This window comes from Arthrobacter gengyunqii, assembly GCF_023022985.1.
GTDB classification, from domain to species: Bacteria; Actinomycetota; Actinomycetes; order Actinomycetales; family Micrococcaceae; genus Arthrobacter_B; species Arthrobacter_B gengyunqii.
Genome location: NZ_CP095461.1, coordinates 810,167 through 834,282, shown reverse-complemented (window position 1 = coordinate 834,282; position 24,116 = coordinate 810,167). Strand labels below are relative to the sequence as shown.

Annotated in this window: 22 protein-coding genes; 12 read left to right on the top strand and 10 right to left on the bottom strand. The window is 65.5% G+C overall.

The window, feature by feature from the left end; genetic code table 11:
- Positions 1-8 precede the first annotated feature (8 nt).
- The 7 genes from MUG94_RS03800 (at position 9) to MUG94_RS03770 (ending at position 7,709) form a co-directional block, all read left to right on the top strand.
- Positions 9-1,025 carry an alpha/beta hydrolase gene (locus tag MUG94_RS03800; RefSeq protein WP_227908470.1) on the top strand — a complete coding sequence of 339 codons (1,017 nt, stop codon included), beginning with the start codon at positions 9-11 and terminating at the stop codon, positions 1,023-1,025.
- 138 nt (positions 1,026-1,163) lie between these two features.
- Positions 1,164-2,426 carry an urea ABC transporter substrate-binding protein gene (gene urtA / locus MUG94_RS03795; RefSeq protein WP_227891605.1) on the top strand — a complete coding sequence of 421 codons (1,263 nt, stop codon included), beginning with the start codon at positions 1,164-1,166 and terminating at the stop codon, positions 2,424-2,426.
- A 46-nt stretch (positions 2,427-2,472) separates the two neighbouring features.
- Positions 2,473-3,357, top strand: coding sequence for an urea ABC transporter permease subunit UrtB (urtB, locus tag MUG94_RS03790; RefSeq protein ID WP_227908469.1), 885 nt, complete (start codon positions 2,473-2,475; stop codon positions 3,355-3,357).
- On the top strand, positions 3,354-4,634 hold the full coding sequence (gene urtC / locus MUG94_RS03785; RefSeq protein WP_227908468.1) for an urea ABC transporter permease subunit UrtC: 1,281 nt from the start codon (positions 3,354-3,356) through the stop codon (positions 4,632-4,634). The genes urtB and urtC overlap by 4 nt, the downstream gene beginning before the upstream one ends.
- Positions 4,631-5,458, top strand: a complete 828-nt coding sequence (gene urtD, locus MUG94_RS03780; RefSeq protein WP_227891608.1) for an urea ABC transporter ATP-binding protein UrtD — start codon at positions 4,631-4,633, stop codon at positions 5,456-5,458. The genes urtC and urtD overlap by 4 nt, the downstream gene beginning before the upstream one ends.
- On the top strand, positions 5,458-6,150 hold the full coding sequence (gene urtE / locus MUG94_RS03775) for an urea ABC transporter ATP-binding subunit UrtE (protein WP_227891609.1): 693 nt from the start codon (positions 5,458-5,460) through the stop codon (positions 6,148-6,150). Before urtD ends, urtE begins: the two co-directional genes overlap by 1 nt.
- A gap of 101 nt (positions 6,151-6,251) precedes the next feature.
- Positions 6,252-7,709 (top strand): DUF5129 domain-containing protein, encoded by a 1,458-nt coding sequence (locus MUG94_RS03770; RefSeq protein WP_227908467.1) that lies wholly within the window; start codon positions 6,252-6,254, stop codon positions 7,707-7,709.
- A 25-nt stretch (positions 7,710-7,734) separates the two neighbouring features.
- Here MUG94_RS03770 and MUG94_RS03765 read toward each other — a convergent pair whose 3' ends face one another.
- Positions 7,735-8,697, bottom strand: a complete 963-nt coding sequence (locus MUG94_RS03765) for an ABC transporter substrate-binding protein (protein WP_227908466.1) — start codon at positions 8,695-8,697, stop codon at positions 7,735-7,737.
- 222 nt (positions 8,698-8,919) lie between these two features.
- Here MUG94_RS03765 and ligM (MUG94_RS03760) point away from each other — a divergent pair, with 222 nt between their 5' ends.
- On the top strand, positions 8,920-10,326 hold the full coding sequence (ligM, locus tag MUG94_RS03760; protein ID WP_227891612.1) for a vanillate/3-O-methylgallate O-demethylase: 1,407 nt from the start codon (positions 8,920-8,922) through the stop codon (positions 10,324-10,326).
- 86 nt (positions 10,327-10,412) lie between these two features.
- Here the strand turns inward: ligM (MUG94_RS03760) and MUG94_RS03755 are convergent, their stop codons facing one another.
- Complete coding sequence (locus MUG94_RS03755) at positions 10,413-11,093, bottom strand: hypothetical protein (protein ID WP_227908465.1); 681 nt, start codon at positions 11,091-11,093, stop codon at positions 10,413-10,415.
- A gap of 226 nt (positions 11,094-11,319) precedes the next feature.
- On the opposite strand from MUG94_RS03755, the gene MUG94_RS03750 reads away from it, so the two are divergent.
- Positions 11,320-12,423, top strand: coding sequence for an alpha/beta hydrolase (locus tag MUG94_RS03750; protein WP_227891614.1), 1,104 nt, complete (start codon positions 11,320-11,322; stop codon positions 12,421-12,423).
- A gap of 32 nt (positions 12,424-12,455) precedes the next feature.
- Here the strand turns inward: MUG94_RS03750 and MUG94_RS03745 are convergent, their stop codons facing one another.
- The 3 genes from MUG94_RS03745 to MUG94_RS03735 are packed head-to-tail and all read right to left on the bottom strand — an operon-like array spanning position 12,456 to position 15,429.
- Entirely contained in the window at positions 12,456-13,091 is a 636-nt protein-coding gene (locus MUG94_RS03745; protein WP_227908464.1) for a LutC/YkgG family protein, read from the bottom strand.
- Positions 13,088-14,632, bottom strand: coding sequence for a LutB/LldF family L-lactate oxidation iron-sulfur protein (locus MUG94_RS03740; protein ID WP_227908463.1), 1,545 nt, complete (start codon positions 14,630-14,632; stop codon positions 13,088-13,090). Before MUG94_RS03740 ends, MUG94_RS03745 begins: the two co-directional genes overlap by 4 nt.
- Positions 14,629-15,429 (bottom strand): (Fe-S)-binding protein, encoded by an 801-nt coding sequence (locus MUG94_RS03735; RefSeq protein ID WP_227908462.1) that lies wholly within the window; start codon positions 15,427-15,429, stop codon positions 14,629-14,631. The genes MUG94_RS03740 and MUG94_RS03735 overlap by 4 nt, the downstream gene beginning before the upstream one ends.
- Positions 15,430-15,641: 212 nt before the next feature.
- Between MUG94_RS03735 and MUG94_RS03730 the strand changes: the two genes are divergently transcribed.
- From MUG94_RS03730 to MUG94_RS03720, 3 genes are all read left to right on the top strand, one after another.
- Positions 15,642-15,779: a hypothetical protein gene (locus tag MUG94_RS03730; protein ID WP_227908461.1), complete on the top strand. Its 138-nt coding sequence runs from the start codon at positions 15,642-15,644 to the stop codon at positions 15,777-15,779.
- Positions 15,780-15,832: 53 nt separating this feature from the next.
- Complete coding sequence (locus MUG94_RS03725) at positions 15,833-16,345, top strand: CinA family protein (protein ID WP_227908460.1); 513 nt, start codon at positions 15,833-15,835, stop codon at positions 16,343-16,345.
- A 161-nt stretch (positions 16,346-16,506) separates the two neighbouring features.
- On the top strand, positions 16,507-19,323 hold the full coding sequence (locus tag MUG94_RS03720; protein WP_227908459.1) for an FAD-binding and (Fe-S)-binding domain-containing protein: 2,817 nt from the start codon (positions 16,507-16,509) through the stop codon (positions 19,321-19,323).
- A gap of 27 nt (positions 19,324-19,350) precedes the next feature.
- Here the strand turns inward: MUG94_RS03720 and MUG94_RS03715 are convergent, their stop codons facing one another.
- From MUG94_RS03715 to MUG94_RS03695, 5 genes are all read right to left on the bottom strand, one after another.
- Positions 19,351-20,331, bottom strand: coding sequence for a DUF1648 domain-containing protein (locus tag MUG94_RS03715; protein ID WP_227908458.1), 981 nt, complete (start codon positions 20,329-20,331; stop codon positions 19,351-19,353).
- The gene (locus MUG94_RS03710; RefSeq protein ID WP_341482171.1) at positions 20,321-20,587 is read right to left on the bottom strand and encodes a GntR family transcriptional regulator; all 267 of its coding nucleotides are present in this window, start codon (positions 20,585-20,587) and stop codon (positions 20,321-20,323) included. The genes MUG94_RS03715 and MUG94_RS03710 overlap by 11 nt, the downstream gene beginning before the upstream one ends.
- Positions 20,588-20,639: 52 nt before the next feature.
- On the bottom strand, positions 20,640-22,049 hold the full coding sequence (gene ligM, locus MUG94_RS03705; RefSeq protein ID WP_227908457.1) for a vanillate/3-O-methylgallate O-demethylase: 1,410 nt from the start codon (positions 22,047-22,049) through the stop codon (positions 20,640-20,642).
- A 72-nt stretch (positions 22,050-22,121) separates the two neighbouring features.
- On the bottom strand, positions 22,122-23,069 hold the full coding sequence (gene purU, locus MUG94_RS03700) for a formyltetrahydrofolate deformylase (protein ID WP_227908456.1): 948 nt from the start codon (positions 23,067-23,069) through the stop codon (positions 22,122-22,124).
- An 8-nt stretch (positions 23,070-23,077) separates the two neighbouring features.
- Positions 23,078-23,944 (bottom strand): methylenetetrahydrofolate reductase, encoded by an 867-nt coding sequence (locus MUG94_RS03695; protein ID WP_227908455.1) that lies wholly within the window; start codon positions 23,942-23,944, stop codon positions 23,078-23,080.
- Between the last annotated feature and the right edge of the window lie 172 nt (positions 23,945-24,116).

The window sequence follows — 24,116 nt, the reverse complement described above, 5'->3', positions numbered from 1 at the left end:
ATTCCTCCATGCCCAGTCTTCCCCGTCTTGCCGCAGCCACCGCTGCAACAGCCGCCGCTGCCGCCGCCTTTCGACTCAGCCCGTGGCCGTCGGCGCTGCTCATCCGGGCTGTGTTCTACCGCGGTGCCCGGCAGGCGGCCGCCGTCATGCGCGACCATGTACCGGCCGGCGGTGTGACGGAACACCGGGGGCTGGCCTTTGAAACGGACAGCGGCAGCGGCACCCTGGACCTCTTCGTTCCGGAGGCAGCCGGCGAACCGGTGCCCCTGGTGGTGTGGATCCACGGCGGCGCCTGGCTCTCGGGCAGCCGGAACGACGTCGAGCCCTACCTGCGCATCCTGGCGGCCTCCGGATTCGCGGCGGCCGGCGTGAGCTACACCCGTTCCCCGCGCGCCGTCTATCCGCAGGCCGTGGAGGAAATAGCAGCAGCACTGGCTTTCCTGGAAAAGCAGTCAGCGGACTACGGTGCGGACCCCCGCAGGCTGGTCCTGGCCGGAGACTCCGCCGGCGCACAATTGGCAGCCCAACTGGCGGTGCTCGCCACCAACCCGGACTACGCGCTGCGGACCGGGCTCCCTGTTCCCCTGAGCCGTGACGACCTGCGCGGCGTCATTCTGCACTGCGGGATCTATGACGTTACCGCGCTGGCCCCGCTGCGGGGACTCCTCGGCTGGGGCTTCCGGACCGCATTGTGGGCCTACTCCGGCAGAAAGGACTGGTCCCGCACCGCCGCCGGGCGCGACATCTCCGTGCTGAACGATGTCACCGGCCTGTTTCCGCCGGCGCTCATTACCGGCGGCAACGGAGACAGCCTGACCGGGACGCAGTCCATTCCGCTGGCTGCCCGCCTCGCGGAGCTCAAAGCAGATGTCCGGTTCCGGTTCTGGCCCCGGGATCACAAACCGGAGCTGCCGCATGAATACCAATTTTATTTGAACCGGCCTGAAGCGCAGCAGGCCCTGGCGGAAACACTCGCCTTCCTCAAGGACGTGTGCGCAACGGATACGCCTTCGAAAAACGTTTGAAACAAAAGAAATATCGAGGAAACGCGAATACCCAAAGCCTGAAACACGAGTCACCTAAATTGAGGAAACGGCCCGAAGAGAGGCCCGTTCACCGGCTTCGCTGCTGAATCAGCACGGCCCTCAGAAATAAGGTGCTCAGTGAAAGTACAAAGCATTAAAGGCGCTTTCATTCCCGTTGCAGCCACGGCACTGGCTGCGGTCCTGGCCGGCTGCGGCTCGCAAATTGCGGATCCGGCGGAGGCCGGCCAGGCCACCGGCGGAGCGAAGTCCTGCGTGGATACATCCGGGGACAGCGTCAAGATCGGCTTCCTGAATTCCCTCTCCGGGACCATGGCCATTTCCGAGAGCACCGTTTTTGACTCCCTCTCCCTGGCGGCCGAGGAGATCAACGCCGACGGCGGTGTGCTGGGCAAGCAGCTGGATGTCATCAGCGAGGACGGCGCCTCCGAACCCACCAAGTTCGCCGAACGCGCCGGCAAGCTGATCCAACAGGACTGCACGGCCGCCGTGTTTGGCGGCTGGACCTCGTCGTCCCGCAAGGCCATGCTCCCCGTCTTTGAGTCCAACAACGCCCTGCTGTTCTACCCGGTGCAGTATGAAGGGCTGGAATCCTCGGAGAACATTTTCTACACCGGCGCCACCACCAACCAGCAGATCATCCCGGCCCTGGACTACCTCGCCGAGCAGGGTACCAAGACCATTTTCCTGGTGGGCAGCGACTACGTCTTCCCCCGCACCGCCAACAAAATCATCAACGCCTACGCCGAGGCCCACGGCATGGAAATTGTCGGCGAGGAATACACTCCGCTGGGTTCCACGGAGTTCTCCACCATCGTGAACAAGGTCCGCGATTCCGGAGCCGACGCCGTCTTCAACACCCTCAACGGTGACTCCAACGTGGCATTCTTCCGCCAGTACACGTCAGTGGGCCTCACCCCCGACACCATGCCCGTGGTGTCCGTGTCCATCGCCGAAGAGGAAGTCCCCGGCATCGGGCTGGAGAACATCGAAGGCCAGCTCACCGCCTGGGATTACTACCAAACGCTGGACACCCCGGCCAACACCGCGTTTGTCACCGCGTTCAAGGACAAATACGGTGCCGAGCGCGTCACCAGCGACCCGATGGAAGCCGCCTACACCTCCCTCTACCTGTGGAAGGAGATGGTCGAAAAGGCAGGTTCCTTCGATGTCGACAAGGTTCAAGACGCGGCCGACGGCGTGAGCTTCGAGGCCCCCGAAGGCACCGTCACCGTCAACGGGGACAACAACCACATCACCAAGACCCCGCGGATCGGCAAGATCACCTCCGACGGACTGATCGAAACCGTCTGGGAAGCGCCGGCTGCCGTGGAACCGGACCCGTTCCTGGAGAGCTACGACTGGGCGTCGGGCCTGTCCTGATCCCCGCCGTCGCACGTCTCCTCTTCCACCTGAAAGGTCCGCCGCAATGGAACTGCTGATTGGACAAATGTTCGCCGGGCTCAGCCTCGGCTCGGTGCTGCTGCTGGCAGCATTGGGCCTGTCGCTGACCTTCGGCCAAATGGGGGTCATCAACATGGCCCACGGTGAGTTCATCATGGCCGGCGCCTACACCGCGTTTGTGATGCAGCAGGCACTGGGCAGCGCCGGTGCCTCGCTCCTGGTGTCCCTGCCGGCGGCCTTTCTCGTGGGCGGAGCCATGGGGCTGATCCTGGAGGAGCTGCTGCTCAAGCGGATGTACCACCGCCCGCTGGACACCCTCCTGGTGACCTTCGGGGTCTCCCTGATCCTGCAGCAGGTGGCCCGGGACATCTTCGGCGCCCCCAGCGTGGATGTCCGGGTGCCGTCCTGGCTGCAGGGCAACGTGGAGCTGCTGGGAGCTCCCATTCCGCTGACCCGGTTGTTCATCCTGGCCCTGGCACTTGCCTGCCTGGCGGCCCTGGCCCTGCTGCTGAGGGTCACTCCGCTGGGCCGGCGGATCCGCGCCGTCGTTGTGAACCGGGACCTGGCCGAGGCCAGCGGCATCTCGTCGCGCCGCACTGACCAGCTGACCTTCTTTGTCGGTTCCGGCCTGGCCGGTATCGCCGGAGTGGCGGTGACCCTGATCGGCTCCACCAGCCCCTATCTGGGTCCGAACTACATCGTGGACGCTTTCCTGGTGGTGGTTGCCGGCGGCATCGGGCAGATCAAGGGCGCCGCCATCGCGGCCTTTGCCCTTGGCGTGCTGCAGTCCGTGTTCGAGTTCTCCACCACCGCCAGCATCGGCAAAGTGCTGATCCTGGCGGCCATCGTGATTTTCCTGCAGGTCCGCCCGCAGGGCATCTTCACCCTCAAAACGAGGAGCCTGGCATGAGCATCACAACAACACGCACCGCAGCCGGCGGTTTTCCCGGCCGCTTCTCCTCCCGTTTGTCATCTTTGCGGCAGTCCCGGGCCGGCGTCCTGACCGCTTTCGCCGCTGCGGCGGCACTGCTGCTGGTGGCCGCGCCCGCGCTGCTGCCGGTCTTCAGCCTGAGCCTGCTCGGCAAGTTTCTCTGCTTCGCGATTGTGGCCGTGGGCATCGGTCTCGCCTGGGGCCGCGGCGGCATGCTCACCCTGGGCCAGGGCGTGTTTTTCGGCCTTGGCGCCTACATCATGGCCATGCACATGAAACTGGCCGACGCCGCACTGTTCGGCGGTTCGGGCGTTCCGGACTTCATGGCCCTATACGGTACCGGCACTGTTCCGGGCTGGTGGGAACCGTTCCGCAGCCCGGTGGTGACCGTCCTCGCCGTCGTACTGGTGCCCGGCCTGGTGGCCCTGGTCCTGGGGCTGGCGATCTTCAAGCGCCGGGTGAAGGGCGCCTACTTTGCGATCCTCAGCCAGGCGCTGGCCGCCGCGTTCGCGGTCCTGCTTATTGGCCAGCAGGCCACCACCGGAGGATCCAACGGGCTCAGCGGCTTCCGTTCCTTCTTCGGCTTCGACCTGGCGGACCCGGCCAACAAGCGGATGCTGTACCTGCTGGCCGCCGTCGTGCTGCTGGTGGTCGTGGCGGCGGCGCGGCAGCTGATGCACAGCCGCTTCGGGGAGCTGCTGGTGGCCGTGCGGGACCAGGAAGAACGCGTGCGCTTCCTGGGCTACGACCCCGCCACCATCAAAACCGTGGTCTACGTGCTGGCAGCGGTGATGGCGGGTGTGGCCGGCGCGCTGTTCGTTCCGCTCGTGGGCATCATTTCCCCGGCCGATGTTGGTGTCACCCCCTCCATCGCGTTCCTCATCGGGGTGGCGATCGGCGGTCGGTCCACTGTGCTGGGACCCGTGCTCGGCACCCTCGGCGTCGCCGTTGCGCAGACCTCGCTCGCGTCTTCCTTCCCCTCCTTCTGGGTCTACTTCCAAGGTCTGCTGTTCGTGCTGGTCATCGGGTTCCTGCCCGGCGGCCTGGCCTCGCTGCCCGCAGTCCTGGGGCGGTTGCGGAGGAAGAACGACGCCGGTCCGTCCGTGCCGCCTGCTGCTGCCGCGCCCGAAATACCCGCAGCACCCGCAGTCCCCGCCCCGCCCGGCATGTCCGCCCCAACCCCGGTGCCGGCAGTCTCCGCCGCCGCTTCTCCGCTTGCCGCAGTGCCCGCCGCTTCCAAGGAGCTCCGCCCGTGAAACACCAGATGATTGCCGCGGAACAGCCGCATCCGCTGCTCCCGCAAGGAGAGCCTCTACCCGGCGGACAGCGCTCCGGGCGGCCACAGTACCTGGAGGTCCGGAACCTCCGGGTGGTCTTTGACGGATTCACCGCCGTCGACGGCGTCGACCTTGATGTCACCCAGGGTGACCTGCGGTTCCTGATCGGTCCCAACGGCGCCGGTAAGACCACCATCATCGACGCGATGACCGGCCTGGTGCCGGCTACGGGATCCGTCAACCACACCGGTACCGAGATCCTCGGCCGAAAGGTCCACCAGATTGCCAAGCTCGGCGTCGGCCGCACGTTCCAGACAGCCAGCGTCTTCGAGAACCTGTCGGTGCTGCAGAACCTGGACATTGCTGCCGGTGCCCGGCGGCGGCCCTTGGAGTTGCTGCGCAGGCGCCGCGGCACCGACCCGGCCGTGGATGAGGCGTTGGAGATCATCGGCCTGGAGCATCTGGCGTCCAAGCAGGCGGGAACCCTGGCGCACGGGCAGAAGCAGTGGCTGGAGATCGGCATGCTGCTGGTGCAGAATTCGGAGCTGCTGCTGCTGGATGAACCGATCGCCGGCATGAGCCAGGACGAGCGCGCCCAGACCGGCGAGCTGCTGCGCCGGATCGGCGCCAACCGGATCACCCTGGTCATTGAGCACGACATGGATTTTGTCCGCGAATATGCCACGTCCGTGACCGTCCTGGCCGCCGGCAAGGTCCTCAGCGAGGGCAGCGTGGCACAGGTGCAGGCGGACCCGCGCGTGCAGGAAGTCTATTTGGGCACCACGCCCGCGAAAGGACACTGATGCTGGAAATCAAGGACCTCAAGGCAGGGTACGGACGCACCGAAGTTCTCCACGGAGTCTCCGTGACGGTGCCCGATGACGCCGTCGCCTCCGTCCTGGGACACAACGGTGCCGGCAAATCCACGCTGCTGCGCGCAGTCGTCGGCATCATCAAGCCCACAGCCGGGAGCATCCTGTTCAACGGTGAGGACATCTCAGGGCTGCGGCCGCATCAGCGGGTGGCGCGCGGACTCGCCTACGTCCCGCAGGGCCAGCAATCCTTCGGGCCGCTGACCACGCTGGAAAACCTGCGGCTGGTGGCGGACGGACGCAAGCGCGGCAAGGCGCTGGTGGACGAGGCACTGGACATGTTTCCGGCCCTGAAACCGCTGCTGGCCCGGCGTGCCGGACTGCTTTCCGGCGGGCAGCGGCAGCAGCTGGCCATTGCCCGCGCGTTGATCACCGAACCCACCCTGCTGATCCTGGACGAACCGACTGAGGGCATCCAGCCCAACGTCGTGGCCGAAATTGAACAGACGATCATGAACCTCGCGTCGCGGTCCGGCATGCGGGTGCTGCTGGTGGAGCAGCACATCGGCTTTGCACTGCAGGCCGCGGACACGTATTACGTCCTGGCGGCCGGGCGGGTCAGTTCCACCGGCGGCGGCGGAACCAAGGCCGCCGAAACGGTCCGCGAGGCCATGTTGATCTGAGGACGCCTGCGCCGTCCCCCCGCCGAGTGTTCCGGCGGTACCCTGACCCCCGTCCGGATCCGCTAGGCTCGTGCCCAATCATTCACCAACAGGGGGAAACCATGCGCCGGGCACTAACCACTTTGCTGCTGGTCCTGATCACGCTCACCGGGGGTGCCGGCGCTGCCGCTGCCGTCACCCCGGACGAGGTCATCGTGGAAGACACGGCAGGAGTTCTGGACACCAATACACTTGTGCCCGCACTGGAGGGCGTCGAGTTCCGGGAACCCACCACGGTTGCCGTCTACACGTACAACGGACCGGCGGACAATGAGGACGGAACAGTCCTCAACGCGGAAGTGCTGCGGTTCGCCCGGGACCAGCATCCGGAGTGGTTGAGCGAAGACGGTCAGAAGTGGGCTGACGGCCTGTTCATCTTTGCCCTGGATCCCACGGGCCGGTGGACCGGCACGTACTTTGGCGAGGACCGCAAGATATCCCTCGACCAGCAGGAGGACATCCGGAGCGAAACCAATGAATTGTTCGCCGAGGCCAACTGGACTGAAGGAACCATCGCCGCTGTCGAAGAAGCGGCCAAACTGATCAATCGTCCCTGGTACCTCTCCCCCGGCGCCATCATCGGATTCATTGTTGCCGGAGTTGCCGCGGTGGGGTCGGTTTTCACCTATGTGGCGGTGCGGCGGAACCGCCGCACCAAGAACCGGAAGCTGCTGACCGAGGCCGATGCGAGCTATTCCAGCGTGACCCGGGACCTGGACGCCACGGAGGTCAATGCCAACACTATTCCGGACGATTCCTCCTACGGGTCGCGGGTGCTGGAGGAATACCGGACGTTCATGACGCGGTACAACAGGGCCACCGAGCTGAACAATGCCGCCCATTCCCTCTCCGACAAAGACCTGTTGAACCGCAGCAGCACGGCCACGGTTGAAGAGTACGCGGATGCCGCCCTTGAGCTGGACGGTTTGGACGACGTCATCGCGGACACCAATGCCCTGCTCAACAAGGCTCCGGGCTGGGAGCGGGCCTGGGACCGCCAGACCGACCCGTTGCAGCAGGATCTGGACCGGCTCGATGACCTGCTGGAAGGCAAGGAAGCCGTGGCCGGGGACTCCGCGACGGCCCGCGCACTGCTGGCCTTCCGCCGGCAGACCCGCGAGGACCTTACCGCTGCCGCCACGGAGCTGGCCGAGGACCGCATCACCCCCGAACAGGCCCTGGACCGCGTCAAGGCCGCCCGGGAAAAGCTCTCGGACCTGCTGGACAACCACGCCCAAACCGTCATCTCGGCGCAGGCCAAGACCGACAGCGAGCGCAAGCTCATGCAGAAGGAACTGGACAAAGCCTCGTCGCCGGGCCGCCGGGACCGGGGCTACCGTCCCGGAATCGTGGACACGGCCTTCCCCGCCTACTTCTATTACTCGGTGGGAAGCTTCAACACCGGCATTCAGCGGGGCACCAGCAGCGTGGAATCGGCCCGCAGCTCCGCTTCCAGCTCCACCGGGTACGGCAGCTCCGGCGGCAGCTTTTCGGGGGCGGGGAGCTCCGGAAGGTTCTGACGCCCGGTCTCCCTCCGGCGCTTTCCTACCGCGCAGCCGGAAGCAGGGCATCCATGTCCGGCTCCTCCTCCACCAGCCCTCGGTCCATTGAAATCCGCAGCACTTCCTCCACGGACGCACTGTTCACTTCGCCGGGGTAGCGCGGCAGCGTCAGTTGCTCAATGACCTCGGGCTTCAAGGTGGTGTAAGTGGGCAGGATTTCGCGCACCCGGTCGGGGTTCTGCTCGGCATATTCATGCGACGCTGCCATGGCCCGGGCAAACTTTTCGACTGTCTCCGGGTTCTCCTGGACAAACGTGTCCGAGGAGAAATACACGGCCACCGTCAGATCATCGATGGGTTCGGCGTAGTTGGAGAACACCGGCACCGCCCCCGAGGCCTCTGCAATGGTCACGAAGGGCTCCACGGCGGCGATTGCATCGACCGTGCCGTTGTCCAGTTGGGCAACCATGTCCGGGAACGCCATCTCCACGAACTGAATACTCTCGTAGTCACCGCCGGCCTGTTTGACCGCTTCCGAGACAGTGGAATCGGAGATGTTGTTCAGCGTGTTGACTCCCACCTTCTTGCCGGCCAGGTCCGCGATTTCCGCAATTCCGCTGTCCGGCAGCGTCATCACAGACGCAAAGTCGGCATCCACGTCGCCCGTGCTGCTGCCGCCGGGGGCAATCATCTTCAGAGGCAGTCCCTTGGACCGGCCAACAACCATTGACGTGACGTTGGAGAATCCAAACTCCATCTGCCCCGAGGTCACTGCCGGCACAATCGCCGCCCCGCCCTGTGCCTGGGTGAGCGTGAGTTCCAGCCCCTCGTCCTCAAAGAACCCCTGGTCCACGCCCAGGTAGATCGGCGCAACATCCACAATGGGAATTACCCCTACTTCCACGGGGATCAGCCCACCGCTGGTTTCCGACGACGGCGATCCCCCGCCGCACGCTGTCAGCATCAGCACTCCGGCCAGGACCACTGCGCCACAGGTTTTCTTCATGCCGTTCCTCCGATTCAACGGGCCATGCCCCGGCCGTGTTGGGTGCTGCCGCGGAGCCTAGCGGTGTTACCCGTCCACGGCCAGCGAAATCCGCCCGGCGGTTCCCGTCATGGTGCACGGGAAGGCGGCCGGAGCACTCTCGACAGCCGCGTGGAAACCGTCCTAGAGTCGGGGCAGCCCGGCACCAGCCGATGCAGCATCCCAACGAAACAGAGGTTCAACGTGGCACCCCAGAATCTGCAGGAACTCCTGGACGCCTCCGGAAACGTAGTGGACCGGCTCCGCAGTTCCCAAATCGGCGCCTACATCTATCCCGTCGTCGCGCCGGAATTCACCAACTGGCGCAGCGAACAGCGGGCCTGGCGTGAAACAGCTGTGCTTTTTGACCAGTCCCACCACATGGACAACCTCTTCATCAAGGGCCCGGACGCTTTGAAGCTTATTTCCGACACGGCAGTAAACAGTGTCGCGCAGTTTCCGGTGAACAAAGCCAAGCAGTATGTGCCCACAAGCCCCTCCGGCCACGTCATCGGTGACGGGATCCTGTTCCACGAGGACGACGACGAGTACATCTACGTGGGCAGGGCGCCGGCCGCGAACTGGCTGCTCTTCAACGCCGAAACCGGCGGCTACAACCTGGACGTCCAGGTGGATCGGCGCTCCCCCTCCCGGCCGATGGGCCGGCCCGTTTCCCGCCGGTACTGGCGGTTCCAGATCCAGGGTCCAAATGCCTGGCAGATTATCGAACAGCTGAACGGAGGACCCGTTGAACAGCTGAAGTTCTTCAACATGGACCACATGACCATCGCGGGCGAGCGGGTCCGCACGCTCCGCCACGGCATGGCCGGCGCACCGGGACTGGAAATCTGGGGCGAGTACGCCTCCTACGACAAGGTCCGGGACACCATCCTCGATGTCGGCGGCGAATATGGCATGGCCGCCGTCGGTGCCCGGGCCTATCCGTCCAACACGCTGGAGTCCGGCTGGATCCCTTCACCGCTTCCGGCCATTTACACCGGCGAGGAGCTGCGGCCTTACCGCGAATGGCTGGGCGCGGACAGCTACGAAGCCACCAACGCCGTCGCCGGCAGCTTTGTCAGTCCGAACATCGAGGATTATTACCTGACGCCCTGGGAACTGGGATATGGCTCATTCGTGAAATTTGACCATGACTTCATTGGGCGTGATGCCCTGGAACAGATGGATCCCGCAGCCCAGCGGCGCAAAGTCACCCTGGACTGGAACGCCGAAGACCTGGGCAAGATCCTGGCCGCCCCGCTCGGCGGCGAAGAACCCTACAAGTATTTCGATCTCCCGCTGGCCAACTACGGTTCCTCCAACTATGACTCGGTGATCGATGCGGACGGCAACGTGGTGGGCCTGTCCATGTTTACGGGATATTCGGCCAACGAGCGCCGCGGGCTGTCCCTGGCCACGGTGGATCCGTCAGTTCCGCCGGGCACGGAGCTGCGGGTGGTGTGGGGCGAGCCCGACGGCGGATCCGCGAAGTCCACGGTGGAACCGCACCGGCAGATGGATGTCCGGGCCGTGGTCAGTCCCGTGCCGTTCTCCGAAACGGCGCGCAGGGATTACAAGGGCGGCTGGCGCACGGGCCAAACCGAGGGGTAGGCCGGTCCGGCAGCCCGGGGCGGGCCCGGGCTGCCGGTCAGAGGTGAACGTGCCGGGCTGTTGGGCGGCACCTTTGTTGACTCATTTCAAGAACGGTCTTCTCCGACCCCTGCCGGAACCGGGGCATGCGGGACGGAGTGGTCCTGTGGCCGCCGTGCGGGGACGGGCACCGTGCCTCGCCGTTCCCGGTCCCTGCCCCTCGCACCGTGGCGGTTTTCTGCCCGTGCCGCAGCCGGTCCCGCAACCGCAAGCTCGCGCTGCGGCCCGGTCCTGGCACGCGCAGCGGCAACCAGCGTCTCCCGTCTCACGACAGCGCGCTGCCCCGGAGCGAGGTACTGCACGTGGCGGCCGCTGCTCAGGCGGCGGGCACCTTGGTTGAGCACCAGGCGAAGCTCGCGCAGCCGGGCCTCGAAGCTGGCGCCGCGGCGCTCGGTCTCGAGCAAATACGTGTCACACGCCCGGTACATCTCCAGCAGAGCGTCCGCCGCCGCGGAAGATCCCGGACGAAGCTCGCTCACGGTCTCACGCACCTGCTGGCGGATATCAGCAGCGGCCGAGCGGCACCGCGCAACATCAACCTCTGACCCCCAGCCACCCCGGGCGGGGCCGCTTTCCGCGAACACTGTTTTCAGGTGCACCTGCGTAATCAGAGCCTGCAACGCCCGTTTCTCGCGTGCGCCCTGCAGCCAGCGCAGTCCCGGCACAGCACCCAGCACGCCCAGCATCACGCCGGCCAGAGCTCCGGCCAAAAGAATCCACTCCATCATTCCTGTCCCTCCCCCACCGGCGGCTCGCAGTCCGCCATTGATGGGGCAGACTACGAACACATCTTCCGGCGCGCCAGCGAAATCCTGGAAACGGGTAGTCGCCCGCTTGATAGTTGTGCCGCCAAACACCATGGGGCATGAGATTGCTCCCAGCGTCCGGCTGAAGCCCGCCAGCTGACAGGGAACCAGCCGAATACCGCCCAGAACCGGGTCCTAGCTTAAAAAGATGAAGATCTTCTCGCTTCCCGCGGCGGGGCTTCTGGCCGGCGCGGCGACTGTTGCAGGGCTCGCCGCGGCTGCGGCACTGCATCGGCATCCGCTGCCGTCGGCTTTGCTCATCCGCGGGGTTTTTTCCAGCGCCAACAAGTTTCAACCGAAGAAAATCCACCCCCGCCTTCCCGGCTTCAACGTCGTCAGGCACCGGGGACTGAACTACCTCGGGTCCCAACACCAGCCCTCCCTTGACCTGTTCCTTCCCTCAACAACCCGAAAACCGCTTCCCGTGGTGATGTGGATCCACGGCGGGGCCTGGATCTCCGGGTCCCAGGACGACGTGGCACCCTATCTGAAGGTTCTCGCCGGGTACGGGTACGCGGTGGTGGGCGTCGGGTACTCCATCTCACCGAAAGCGGTCTATCCCACCGCAGTGAAGGAGCTCAACGCCGCGTTGGCTTTCGTGCGCGAGCACGCCGACCGTTACGGACTGGATCCGAACCGGATTGTCCTGGCCGGCGATTCCGCCGGCGCGCAGCTGGCCGCGCAGCTGGCACTGGCCGTCACCAACCCGGAGTACGCCCGCGAAACCGGAGTTGTTCCTGCGGCCGACCCCGGCCAGCTGCGTGGGATCCTGCTGAACTGCGGAGTCTTCGATTTGGACGCCGTGGCCGGCATGGCAGGCCCGGTGGGCTGGGGACTGCGGAAAGCTCTCTGGGCCTATACCGGGGCCAAGGACTGGGCGGCCACCACCGCCGCCGCCCACATGTCCATCCCGTCGCATGTGGACCACCGCTTTCCGCCCACCTACATTTCCGGTGGAAACGGCGACAACCTGACCCTGACGCAGTCAGTGCCCCTGGCCGACCGGCTGGAGGACCTCGGGGTGCCCCTGGTCCGCAAATTCTGGCCGAAAGACTACAAACCGGCACTGGGTCACGAGTACCAGTTCCAGCTGCACCGCCCCGAGGCGATGGAAGCGCTGCAGGAGACCGTTGCCTTCCTGGAGGACGTCACCGGTGTCTCCGCACTCCCCGGGCAGCCGCTGGAGGTCGTGTCCCTGGAGGAGGACCTGCTCGCGGAGCTTCCCGTGATCGAGGAGAAACTGGCCGCCTAACCTGCACACAACCCGGATGGCCGTGCACGGCTTCACGCCCGGACGATGATCACGTCCAGGTTCCGCGGCCCGTGCACCCCTTCCACGCGCTGCAGTTCAATGTCCGAGGTGGCGCTGGGCCCGCTGATCCAGGTCAGCGGGCGGGTGCCGTCCAGCCGGCGCAGGGCCTCGGGCAGGATTCCGGCCACGTCCCCTTCCCGCACCACACAGATGTGGTGGTCCGGAACCAGCGTGATGGCCCGGCGGCCCTGGTTCGGGCTGCCGTCCAGTATGATCGTTCCCGTTTCGGCCACGGAGACTGCGCTGCCCGTCACCACTGCGTCCACGGAATCCAGTTCCGCCACGCTCAGCTGCGCTTCCGGCGTGTCAGTCCGGCGGCGCCCGGGACCGGTCGCGTCGGCCTCGGCCAGCCAGACCTCATCGATTCCCTGCGGAACCACGTAGCTGTCAGCGTCAAGGAGCAGCTCGGCAATCCGCGCACCGATCCCTGCCTCGTCCACCACCGTGACTCCGGCCTTGTAGTCCACCAGCCGGTCCACCAGCAGCTCGATGCGCTCCTCAGCGCTCATGCCGGAGTCTTCTCGGTAGGTCCGCGGAATCTCCGGCACCGCCGGGTGATCCCGCAGCGCCGAACGCAGCCGGTCCAGGATGTCTTCCCGTGCACTCATGCCTGTTCTCCCGTGTTGGTGGAATCCGTGTTCGGGGAGTCCGGGAGCTCCGCACCCGCTGCCGGATCCCTGTGGTCTTTGGCCCACCAGCCGCGGAAGGATTCGGAGGGCGGCGCCGGAACGTCCCGGCTCCGGGTCCAGCCTCCGGCGATTCCGGGCAGTTTGGTGATCTTCTTTTTGCGTCCGGCGGCGATCCGTCCCAGCGGAAGGCCCTTTTCCAGCAGTCCGAGGTGTTTGCCGGAGGAGAACGCCCAGGAGGCGCCCTTCATCAGCAGATCCATCTGGGAGGGCAGTTTCTTTGTGCCCCGCTTGCTGTCCACATCCTCCGCGCGCAGGTGCACCAGGATTTCCGGAATGTTGATTTTGACCGGACAGGCGTCATAGCAGGCACCGCACAGCGAGGAGGCGTACGGCAGGGAGTTGTTCTCCTCCGAGGTAATGCCGGTCATCAGCGGCGACAGGATCGCACCGATCGGCCCCGGATAGGTGGAACCGTAGGCATGGCCGCCGGTGCGCTCATACACCGGGCACACGTTCATGCAGGCGGAGCAGCGGATACAGTGCAGCGCCGAGCGGCCCATTTCATCGGCCAGGGCGGCGCTGCGGCCGTTGTCCAGCAGCACCAGGTGCACGTTCCGTGGTCCGTCGCCTTCTGTCACTCCGGTCCACAGCGAGGTGTAGGGGTTCATCCGCTCGCCGGTGGAGGAACGCGGCAGCAGCTGCATGAACACTTCCAGGTCCCGCCAGGACGGCAGCAGCTTCTCCACGCCCATGACCGTAATCAGGGTTTCCGGCAGCGTCAGGCACATGCGGCCGTTGCCCTCGGACTCGACGACGGCGAGGGTACCGGCGTCGGCAATCGCGAAGTTCGCGCCCGAGATGGCCACTTTGGCGGAGAGGAACTTCCGGCGCAGGTGTGAGCGCGCAGCTTCGGCAAGTTTCGCCGGACTGTCGGTGAGCTCAGGATCGACGCCGGGCATTTCGCGCAGGAAGATGTCCCGGATCTGGGTGCGGTTCTTGTGGATGGCCGGCACCAGGATGTGGCTGGGCTTGTCATGGTCCAGCTGGACGATCAGTTCGGCCAGGTCGGTTTCGAACGCCGCAATGCCCTGCTCTTCCAGGTACTCGTTCAGTCCGATCTCCTGGGTGGCCATGGACTTGACCTTGACCACTTCATCCGCGCCCTGTTCACCGATCAGGTCGCGGACAATTTCGTTGGCTTCGGCGGCGTCGCGGGCCCAGTGGATGATGCCGCCGCGGGCGGTGAAGTTCTGTTCAAACTGTTCCAGCAGCTCGGGCAGCCGGGCCATCACGGCTTGCTTGGTGGCGCTGCCGGCATTGCGCAGGTCCTCCCAATCGGGCAGTTCGCCCACCACCCGCAGCCGCTTGTCACGGATGGTGTGGGTGGCATGGCCCAGGTTGGCGCGCAGTTGGCTGTTGCCCAGTTCCCGTTTGGCGGCCAGGGGAAAGGACTCGACGGCGTTAAGGTTGCCCTGCCCGAAAACCGGCAGGGCGGGCATGCCCAGGTATGTGCTGCTCATCGTGCAACCTTTCCGCCCACGAGGATGTCGCCGGTGACGGACACCGGGTTTTCCCTCGTGCTGGCGAGGATGTCGGCGAGGTGCAGGGTGGTGACGCTGCTGCCCTCCCGGGAAAGTCCGCCGCCGATGTGCAGCAGGCAGGAGGCGTCTCCGCCGGAGCACAGCTCGGCCCCGGTGGCTTTGATGTTGGCTGTCTTGTCTTCCAGCATGGCCGTGGAGACGTCGGCGTTCTTGAGCGAGAACGTGCCGCCGAAGCCGCAGCACTGGTCCGCCTGCGGCAGGGGCTGGACCGTAATGCCGCCAACGCTCTGGAGCAGGTTCAGCTGCCGGTCCCCCAGGCGCAGCAGGCGCATGCCGTGGCAGCTGGGGTGATAGGTGACGTTGTGCGGGAACCAGGATCCCAGCTGGGCAGCGGCATCGGTGATGCCCAGCACGTCGGTCAGGAGTGCGGAGAGCTCATAGGTTTTGGCCCCCACCGCCTCTGCCCGGGCTTCCAGGGCAGCGTCGCCGCAGGACCGGGCCACCATCGGGTGCTGGTGCTTCACGGAGGCAACGCAGGAGCCCGAAGGTGCGACGGCGACGTCGTAATCCTGCGATTCGAACGCCTCGATGTGGTTGCGGACCACGGGGACGGCTTCGGGCAGGTATCCGGAGTTCACGTGCATCTGCCCGCAGCAGGCCTGGCCGGCCGGGAACACCACTTCGTGGCCCAGTCGCTCAAGGATGGCCACCGTTGCCCTGGCGGTGCGCGGATACATTGCGTCCACGATGCAGGTGGCGAATAGAGCAATTCTCATGGCTGCCTTTCAGCGGGGCATCACCCCGTACGTGTGGTCTGACCATAGTGGAACATGTTGGGACGGGCACATCCGCCCCGTTGGTGTTGGTGACCACCCTCACAGACATCCCGGTTTTGCGCCAGACTCCCCGAGGGCCGGACCGCGGGAGTTCCGGGTGGCCTGCCCCCCGCCACCTGGCAGGATGGAGCAGGGACGACTGGCCGGCCGTCATGACGCAGCTGCAGCGCCAGCACTATGAAATTTACGACGCCGTGACCGCCCGACGCGGCCGCGAGGCAGCCGAACTGCTGCGCGGGCACATTGAATGGTTCCATGCCCGGATTCCAGACGACGGCGGCAACTACTAAGCACACTGATAAAGTGGTGGTCACTGACTGAGGAGAACGAACGGGAGATCACCATGTCCATGTCGGACCAGGACGCAGCATCCACCAAAACCGCAGAACGTATTGCCGAACGCATCCAGGGAACCGGAGTTATGATCGGCGTCTCCGAATCGCTCACCAGCGGACTCGTGGCCTCCCACCTGGGCGCCGCGCCGTCGTCGTCGGACTGGTTCCTGGGCGGCCTGACCGCCTACGCCACCGAGGTGAAACGATCAGTCCTGGGCGTGACGGCGGAGGCCGTGGTCTCGGAGGAGTCGGCTGGGCAGATGGCGACGGGGACGGCGAAGCTGCTGGGCGCTGATCTGGCCCTGGCGATTACCGGTTCCGGCGGCCCGGAACCGCAGGACGGGCAGGAGCCCGGCACCGTGTTCCTGGGCATCCTGGCGGCGGGCCGGGAGGAGCCGGAAGTCCACCAACGGTTCTTCGAGGGCGATCCGGAAACCGTCATCCACTCCACCGTCGGCGCTGCGCTTGAACTGCTGGAGGAGCAGCTGGAAAAGCTGCTGGCGGAACGCGGAACCCGCTAACTACCGTGCCGGATCCGGCGGACCGACTACCCGGGTAGACGGCTGCGGCACCGTGGACGCAGGGAGGCCGTGGCCTGACCAACTATCCCCGGGGACGCGTTGACGCTTACATTTGAAGGCGGGAGCACCGCGGCTCCCTCTGGAGGGTGGGATCAGGTTATATGAGCGTTCAAACAGCAGGTCCGTCGGCCGCGGCGTCGATCGCGGCGCTGGGCACGCAGGACATCAGCACCCGGGATATCGACCGGCGCAAAATGGCCCACGATGCTTCGCACTACCTGTTGATACCGGAGGCGGTGGCCACGCCCCGCACCACCGATGACGTCGCTTCCCTGCTGCGCCGCAGCCGCGAACTCCGGATTCCGGCCACCTTCCGCTCCGGCGGCACCTCACTGTCCGGCCAAGGCCAGAGCGACAGCCTCCTGATCAACACCCGCCAGCACTTCCGCGGCATTGAGGTGCTCGACGGCGGTGCCCGGGTCCGGGTACAGCCCGGTGCCACGGTGCGCGCCGTCAACTCCCGGCTGGCAGCCCACGGGTTCAAGCTGGGCCCCGATCCGGCATCGGAAATTGCCTGCACCATCGGCGGCGTGGTGGCCAACAATTCCTCCGGCATGGCCTGCGGCACCGAGTTCAACACCTACCAGACCATTGAGTCCATGGTGGTGGTGCTGCCCTCCGGCACTGTGATCGACACTGCGGCAGCTGACGCCGAGACAAAGCTGCGGACGCTGGAACCGGAACTTTTCGAAGGCCTGCTGCGCCTTCGCGGCCGCATCGTGGCCAATCCGCATTCCGTGGCCACCATCGAGCGGCTGTTCTCCATGAAGAACACCATGGGCTACGGCCTCAACGCGTTCCTGGACTATGAGAGTCCGGTGGATATCCTGACCCACCTCATGGTGGGCAGCGAAGGAACGCTCGGCTTTGTGGCCGAGGCGACGTTCCGCACGGTGCCGGCGCTGCCCAAGGTGGCCACCGGCCTGATGTTTTTCGACTCGCTGGACCGTGCCGCCACCGCTCTCCCTGAGCTGGTGGCGACCGGGCTGGCCACCATTGAGTTGATGGACTCGACGTCGCTGCGGGTAGCCGCCGCCGATCCCGCCGCCCCGCCGGAGCTGCGCCGCCTGGACATCGTTTCGCATGCCGCCCTGCTGGTGGAGCATCAGGGCCGCACGGCGGAGGAGCTGGCCGACAAGCGCGAAGGCTCCCGCGAACTCTTTGAATCGCTGGCCTTGGCCGTCCCCTTCGCCATGACCGACAATGCCAGGGACCGTGCCGCCATGTGGCACCTGCGCAAGGGCCTCTACACCACGGTGGCGGGCGCCCGCCCCTCGGGAGCCAACGCGCTGCTCGAAGACATTGTGGTTCCGGTGCCTGCATTGGCCTCCACCTGCAAGGAGCTGTCCCGGCTTTTCACCGAACACCGCTACCAGGACTCGGTGATTTTCGGCCATGCCAAGGACGGCAACATCCACTTCATGCTCAACGAGCGCTTCGACGATCCCGTGGAGCTGTCCCGCTACCAGGCGTTCACCGAGGAGATGGTGGACCTGGTGCTGGACAACGGCGGATCGCTCAAGGCCGAGCACGGCACCGGCCGGATCATGGCACCGTTTGTCCGCCGGCAGTACGGCGATGAACTCTATGAAGTCATGTGCGACCTGAAGCTGCTGGTGGATCCGCCGAACCTGCTCAACCCCGGCGTCATCATCAACGATGACCCGGCGTCCTACATCGCGGACCTCAAGGTGGCTCCCACCGTCGAAGAAGTAGTGGACCGCTGCGTCGAGTGCGGCTACTGCGAACCTGTCTGCCCCAGCAAGGACCTCACCACCACGCCGCGCCAGCGCATTGTGCTGCGCCGGGAAATCGCCGCCGCCGAGGCCCGCGGGGACGCCGCCCTGGCCAAGGAACTGCGCAAGGACTATGAGTACGACGGCGTTCAAACGTGCGCCGCCGACGGCATGTGCGTCACGGCCTGCCCGGTCCTCATCAATACCGGAGATCTGGTGCGCCGCCTGCGCAAGGAAAACGCCAACGTTGTGGCAGATACCGGCTGGAAAACGGCTGCGGAGCACTGGTCCACCGTGACGGTGGCCGGCGGCAAGGCGCTGAGCCTGGCCAATGCAATGCCGGCGCTGCTGCCCAAGGCGGCCACCGCCGTCGCCCGCGCCGTGGCTGGTACCGAAAACGTTCCCGCCTATGAAACCGTGCTGCCCTCCGGCGGGTCCAAACGGGTGACGCATGAGGATCCCGACGCCGTGGCCGTGTACTTTCCGGCGTGCATCGGCACCATGTTCGGCCCGGCCGGCGGCGGCGAAGGCGTCTCCGCAGCCTTCCTGGAGCTGTGCGGCCGGGCGGACATCGGGGTGCGGATTCCTGCGGGCATCGCAGACCTGTGCTGTGGCACGCCCTGGAAATCCAAGGGCTTTGCCAAAGGCTATGCGGTCATGACCGAACGCGTGCTGGCGAATCTGTGGGAAGCCACCGGCGGCGGGGCGCTGCCCGTCATCTGCGACGCAGCCTCCTGCACCGAGGGTCTGGACACCATGAAACGGCTCGCCGGTGAAAGCCCGCTCTATCCCGGGCTGCAGTTCATTGATTCGGTGGACTTCGTCCGGGACACCGTCCTGCCGCAGCTGACCGTGACCCGCAAGCTGCCGTCGATGGCGCTGCACCCCACGTGCTCCTCCACCCAGCTTGGCGCCAACGATGCCCTGCAGGTAATCGCGCAGGCCACGGCGGAGGAGGTGTTTGTGCCGCCGAGCTGGGGCTGCTGCGCCTTTGCGGGCGACCGCGGGCTGCTGCATCCGGAGCTGACGGCCTCGGCCACGGACAAGCAGGCGGCGGAAATCAACGAACGCGAGTTCGCCGCCTATGCGTCCGTGAACCGGACCTGTGAAATCGGCATGTCCAAGGCCACGGGCCACACCTACCGGCATGTGCTGGAGTACCTGGCCGAAGCCACGCGGTAGGCGGCTCCGGCGTGGACCTGCCGGCTGTCAGCTCCTGACGGCAAGGGCCTGCAGCAGTGCGGCCCCGGTGGCCGCGTCGTCCACGGTGACCACGAACTGGCGGCCGGTGCGGCGGTTGACCTGCAGTGCGGGACCGGTGCGAACCACCACGCCGAACCTGCCCGGAACCCAGCGCAGGCCCCAGCCGCCGAACTCGGCCGCGGGAACCACCGACACCGCTTCCGCGTCCCGGATGTCGGCCAGCGGCACATGGAACCGCGGGAACCCCACCACTGACGTGACGGTCAGCCCGCTGTTATCCACCCTCACCCGGAAGGCAGCGGACGTTGCCGCTGCGGCCGCCAGCACCACAGTGACGCCGGTGAGCACCCAGGCCACGGCCGGTTCAGCCCACACCCAGGCCAGAAGGGCGCCGGCTGCCACCGCTGTGAGCGCTCCGAGAATGAGCAGCAGTGTGGGAAGGGCCAGGGTCGTCTCCCGAAACCAGACCGCCCGTTCTCCGGCGGCCAGCGGCAGCGGCTCCTGCGCCGCCGTCGTCGTCGGCTGATCCTGCTTGGGCTGGACCAACCAGCACGCCGCACCCACCGCCAGGGCGGCGACCAGGGAGCACAAGACGGGCACCCCGATGCCCGGCGCCTGCCGCGCATCCGCGAGACCGGCCTGCATCAGCTGACCCCAGGTCAGCATCAGGCAGAACATGGTGGTGATGGCGGGCACCAGTGCGCCGAGGAAACGGTAGCTGGGGCCGTTGCCGTGCAGGCCCGACATGCTGCTGCCAACCATGAGGGCAGGAATGCCGGCACCCAGCACCGCCGTCAGCAGCACCGTCAGCCAGGGCGGGGCGAAACCGTCCGGCCCGTCCGTGCCCCAGTTTATGGCCACCGGATTTGGCAGGGAGGGCAGCGCAGCCAGCTGGAGGGCCAGGGCCGCAACTACGACGACGGCGGGAACGCCCACTGCAACGAGCAGGAATCGGCGGCGGGCAAGGGTTGCGGTGTCAGCGCTCATGAGCGATTTCCTTTACGTAGGCGGACAGGGTTTCCGGCGAGAGGCCGAGGGCTTTGCCCTTGGTGACCAGGGCCAGGACATCGGCGTGCAGGGCGGCCAGCGGTGCGGCGGCTTCGGTGACCACGGCTCCGCGTCCGCGGCGAAGCTCGATCAGCCCCTCCGCGCGAAGCTCCTGGTAGGCATGCAGCACGGTGTGCACATTCACCCCGAGGGACTCGGCCACATCGCGTGCAGTGGGGGATCGAACACAGCGCAAAGCAGCCGCTGCCCGGTTTCCCGGTCAGCGGCTGCAGGCTTCTCCCAGTAGGCTAGACGGCTACGGTTTTCCGCCATCCTCCGTCCGTGTACCCCCTGCGGACAACCTCGGAGAAGGGCACCGGGCTGACATCCACATTGACTTCGTACTGCCGGTGAGGCTCCACTGACGATTTCCGAGTGCCGCCGTCGGGCTCGCCCCACACCACCTTCAGCTGAGATCCGATTTCAACATCAGGATTCACGATCGCCAGGGAAAGCGGCCGCTTCTCGTTCCAGCTGTATCCGGTAAACATGGACACCCCCACCACCCGGCCCGATTCATCAATCACCGAGTCGAAGTTCGACGCCCCGTAGTTGGCGTTGGGCAGGTCGAAGAACTTATAGGGCAGTTCGTCCTTCTGGTACATGGACGCATGAATGGTGGCTGTGTCATCGCCGTCCCAGGCAAGCGTGACCTTCTTGCGCTGCGCCGCCGGATCCATCGCTTCCAGGGCCTCACGCCCGATGAAATCGTGGTCGTACTTGATGAAGGACCCGTAGCCGAGTTCCCACGGGGTGGTGTAATACCCCTCGATGCTCTCCGGGACATAGGATCCTGCGATGGCGGAATTGGCTTCGTAACTGTCCGCACCGAGCCACTGCCGGTAATCCGCCAGTTTCTCTCCGCTGTAGATGCCGGGCAGCGGCGAGGGAATCCAGCCGGATTCCAGCGTGTTGCAGGAATAAGCGCGGGCACCGGCCGGCTCCAGCCCAAACTCCGCACCGGCTTCAAGAATGGTCTCCCGAATCCGGTCATAGTCTTCGTACGGCCCCCAGAGCTCCAGCCCGGGTGCCCCGGCCATGCCGTGGCGCAGGGTCCGAACCTCGGTGCCTCCCACCAACATGTGCGACATGTTGAAGAACTTCAGCTGCTCCAAAGGTCCGCCGTGCACTTTTTCAATGACGTCCCATGCGCGCGGCCCCTGGATCTGCAGGCGCCAATAGTCGCGTGACACCGCTTTCCCCATGGGACGCGACGGCGACCGCCGGTCGGTCCTCAGCTCGACGTCGTAGCCGCCCTTTTCTGCGTTGTAGAGGAGCCAGTTCGCGGCCGGAGAGCGCCCAACATAGACAAACTCCTGCTCGGCTTCGCGGAACAAGATGCCGTCCCCGATGACGTGGCCGTAGGGGGTAACGGGCACGTACTGCTTTGCCTTGTTGACGGGAAAGTTTGCCACCGAGTTGATCGCGGTATCAGAAATCAACTGCAAAGCGTCGGGCCCCGAGATAAAGAGGTTATCCATGTGATGGGTCTGGTCAAACAGCACCGCTGTTTCCCGCCAGGACCTCACCTCGTTGCGCCAGTTGGTGAATTCCGCTGCCACAACCGGGTAGACGTAGGCCCCGACCTGCACATTGCGCAGGTGGTCCACGACGTTTCCGGACTGGTCCAGAATCTCTTGCAGGGAAGCATTGGTCATATCGGGTTTCCTCTCATGGAACGTGCTGCTTGGAAAGTTTGCTTCTGGTGAGGCCGGTGCCGGTGGGCCCGGTCAAAAAACGATGGTGACGTTGCCGTCACGGATGACCCGGTCCTCGCAGTGCGCTTGAACCGCGTGGGAGAGCACCCGGCGTTCCACGTCGGCGCCGCGCCGCTGGAGATCGCCGGCGGATTCGCGGTGGGACACATGAATGACGTCCTGGCTGATGATGGGGCCCTCATCCAGGTCCTTGGTGACGTAGTGGGCCGTGGCGCCGATGAGCTTCACGCCCCGTTCCTTGGCCTTTCGATAGGGGGCGGCCCCGATGAACGCCGGAAGGAACGAGTGGTGGATGTTGATGATGGGCACGCCGGCCTGCTCGATGAAGTCTTCCGTGATGATTTGCATGTACCGGGCCAGGACGACCAGATCAACGTTGCCCCGGAGGAGTTCCAGCTGGCGGGCTTCAGCCTCGGCCCGGCTCTCCCTGTCGGCCGGGATATAAAAGTAGGGAATCCCGAAAGGACGAACGTCCTCGCTGAGGTCCGGATGATTCGAAATCACCATGGTGATGTCCATCGGCAGTTCTCCGCGGCGCTGACGCCAGAGAAGGTCCAAAAGGCAGTGGTCCGATTTGGAAACGAAGACGGCCGTCCGCTTCCGCTTCTTCGCTTCGATCAGTTGCCAGTCGAGCTTGAAGTCGGCAAGGCGTGCGTCAAGGGCACGCCGGAGATCCTCAAGAACGGTGCTCAGATTCGGAAGGGTGAAAACAGTGCGCTGGAAAAAGCGTCCTCCCGCCGGATCGGAGGTGTGTTGGTCCAGGGAGACAATGTTCCCGTCGAACTGGGCCAGCGTTTCGGTAATGGCAGCCACGATTCCCGATTGATCGGTTCCCTTGACCACAAGCCGGGCAACATCGTCCGCCCTGTGTCCGGAGGCGGCGGATTCTGCGGGAACCGGAGCAGGCCCGAGGCGCGGGGCTGTGGCTTCGGCTGAAGAAGAGATCGTGGACGTGTCCATGTGAGTTCCTATCCGCGGGTCTGTTCGAGCAAGCCCCGGCGCCAGTTTTCTGTCTGGGCAAGATCGTTGAACGTGAATATGTGAAAGCCCTTAATGGCGGCGTCACTGGCCGGCAACCCCTGGACCAGCCCCTTGATGAGCTGCGTCGGCTCGTAACCGGAGGGGCTGAAGAACCGCCAGAACATGTTCTGCTGCTTCTTGAGGAAGTTGGCCGACTGTCCCAGGCCCAGGCCGGCGGACACACGAAGCAGCTTCTGCCTGCTGACTGGTCCGGGCATGCCGGCGTAGATCGGCAGGTCTATTCCCTGCTGGCGGACCCGGGACCCCCAGTCCATGAAGGTGCGCGGATCAAAGCAGATCTGGGTCAGGAGGCGCGTTGCAAGGGGCGCCTTGTCGCTCAGGGACCGGTTGATCGCATCATCGCTGATGAGCGCGTGCCCTTCGGGATATCCGCCGATTCCGACGTCGGTAAAGTGGTGCCCGCGCTCCTTCAGCGCCGTCAGCAGACCGTAAGCATCAGCAAAGTCGCCCGCCGGTTCCTCAGCGTCGCCGCCGATGATGAAAACCCTGTCAATGTCGGCAGCCTCGAGGCGGCGCACAACGGTGTCGAGCTCTTCTGCGTCCCGGACCAGGCGTGCCGGCAGGTGCGGGGCCACAGAATAGCCGCGCGACCTCAGATAGACGGCCGTCTCCAGGGTGGGTTCGAGGCCCTTGCCGCCGGTGGCCGTCACCGTCAGGGGAATGCTGGTCGGAACTTCCGCGACAACCTTGTCCTTGGCTGTTTTGAACGGCATGATTTCGTAGCTGATATTGTCCAGCAGCGCAGCGAGCGTGCCCCGCTGCTCGTTCGTGGTCGCCAGCAATCGCGAAGCCATTCGTCCTCCTTGATGATTGGCCCTCGGTGCCGAGGATCCAGACGCCTTCACTCTAGGTTTGGAATCGCCTCAGCCCGTAAGGTATCCGTCCGGCTTTGCCCGCGACGTTTGTCGCGGTTGCCCCCACGCGGTTGCCCCACTCCCCCCGACGTTCCCCGCTGCCGGTGGAGCC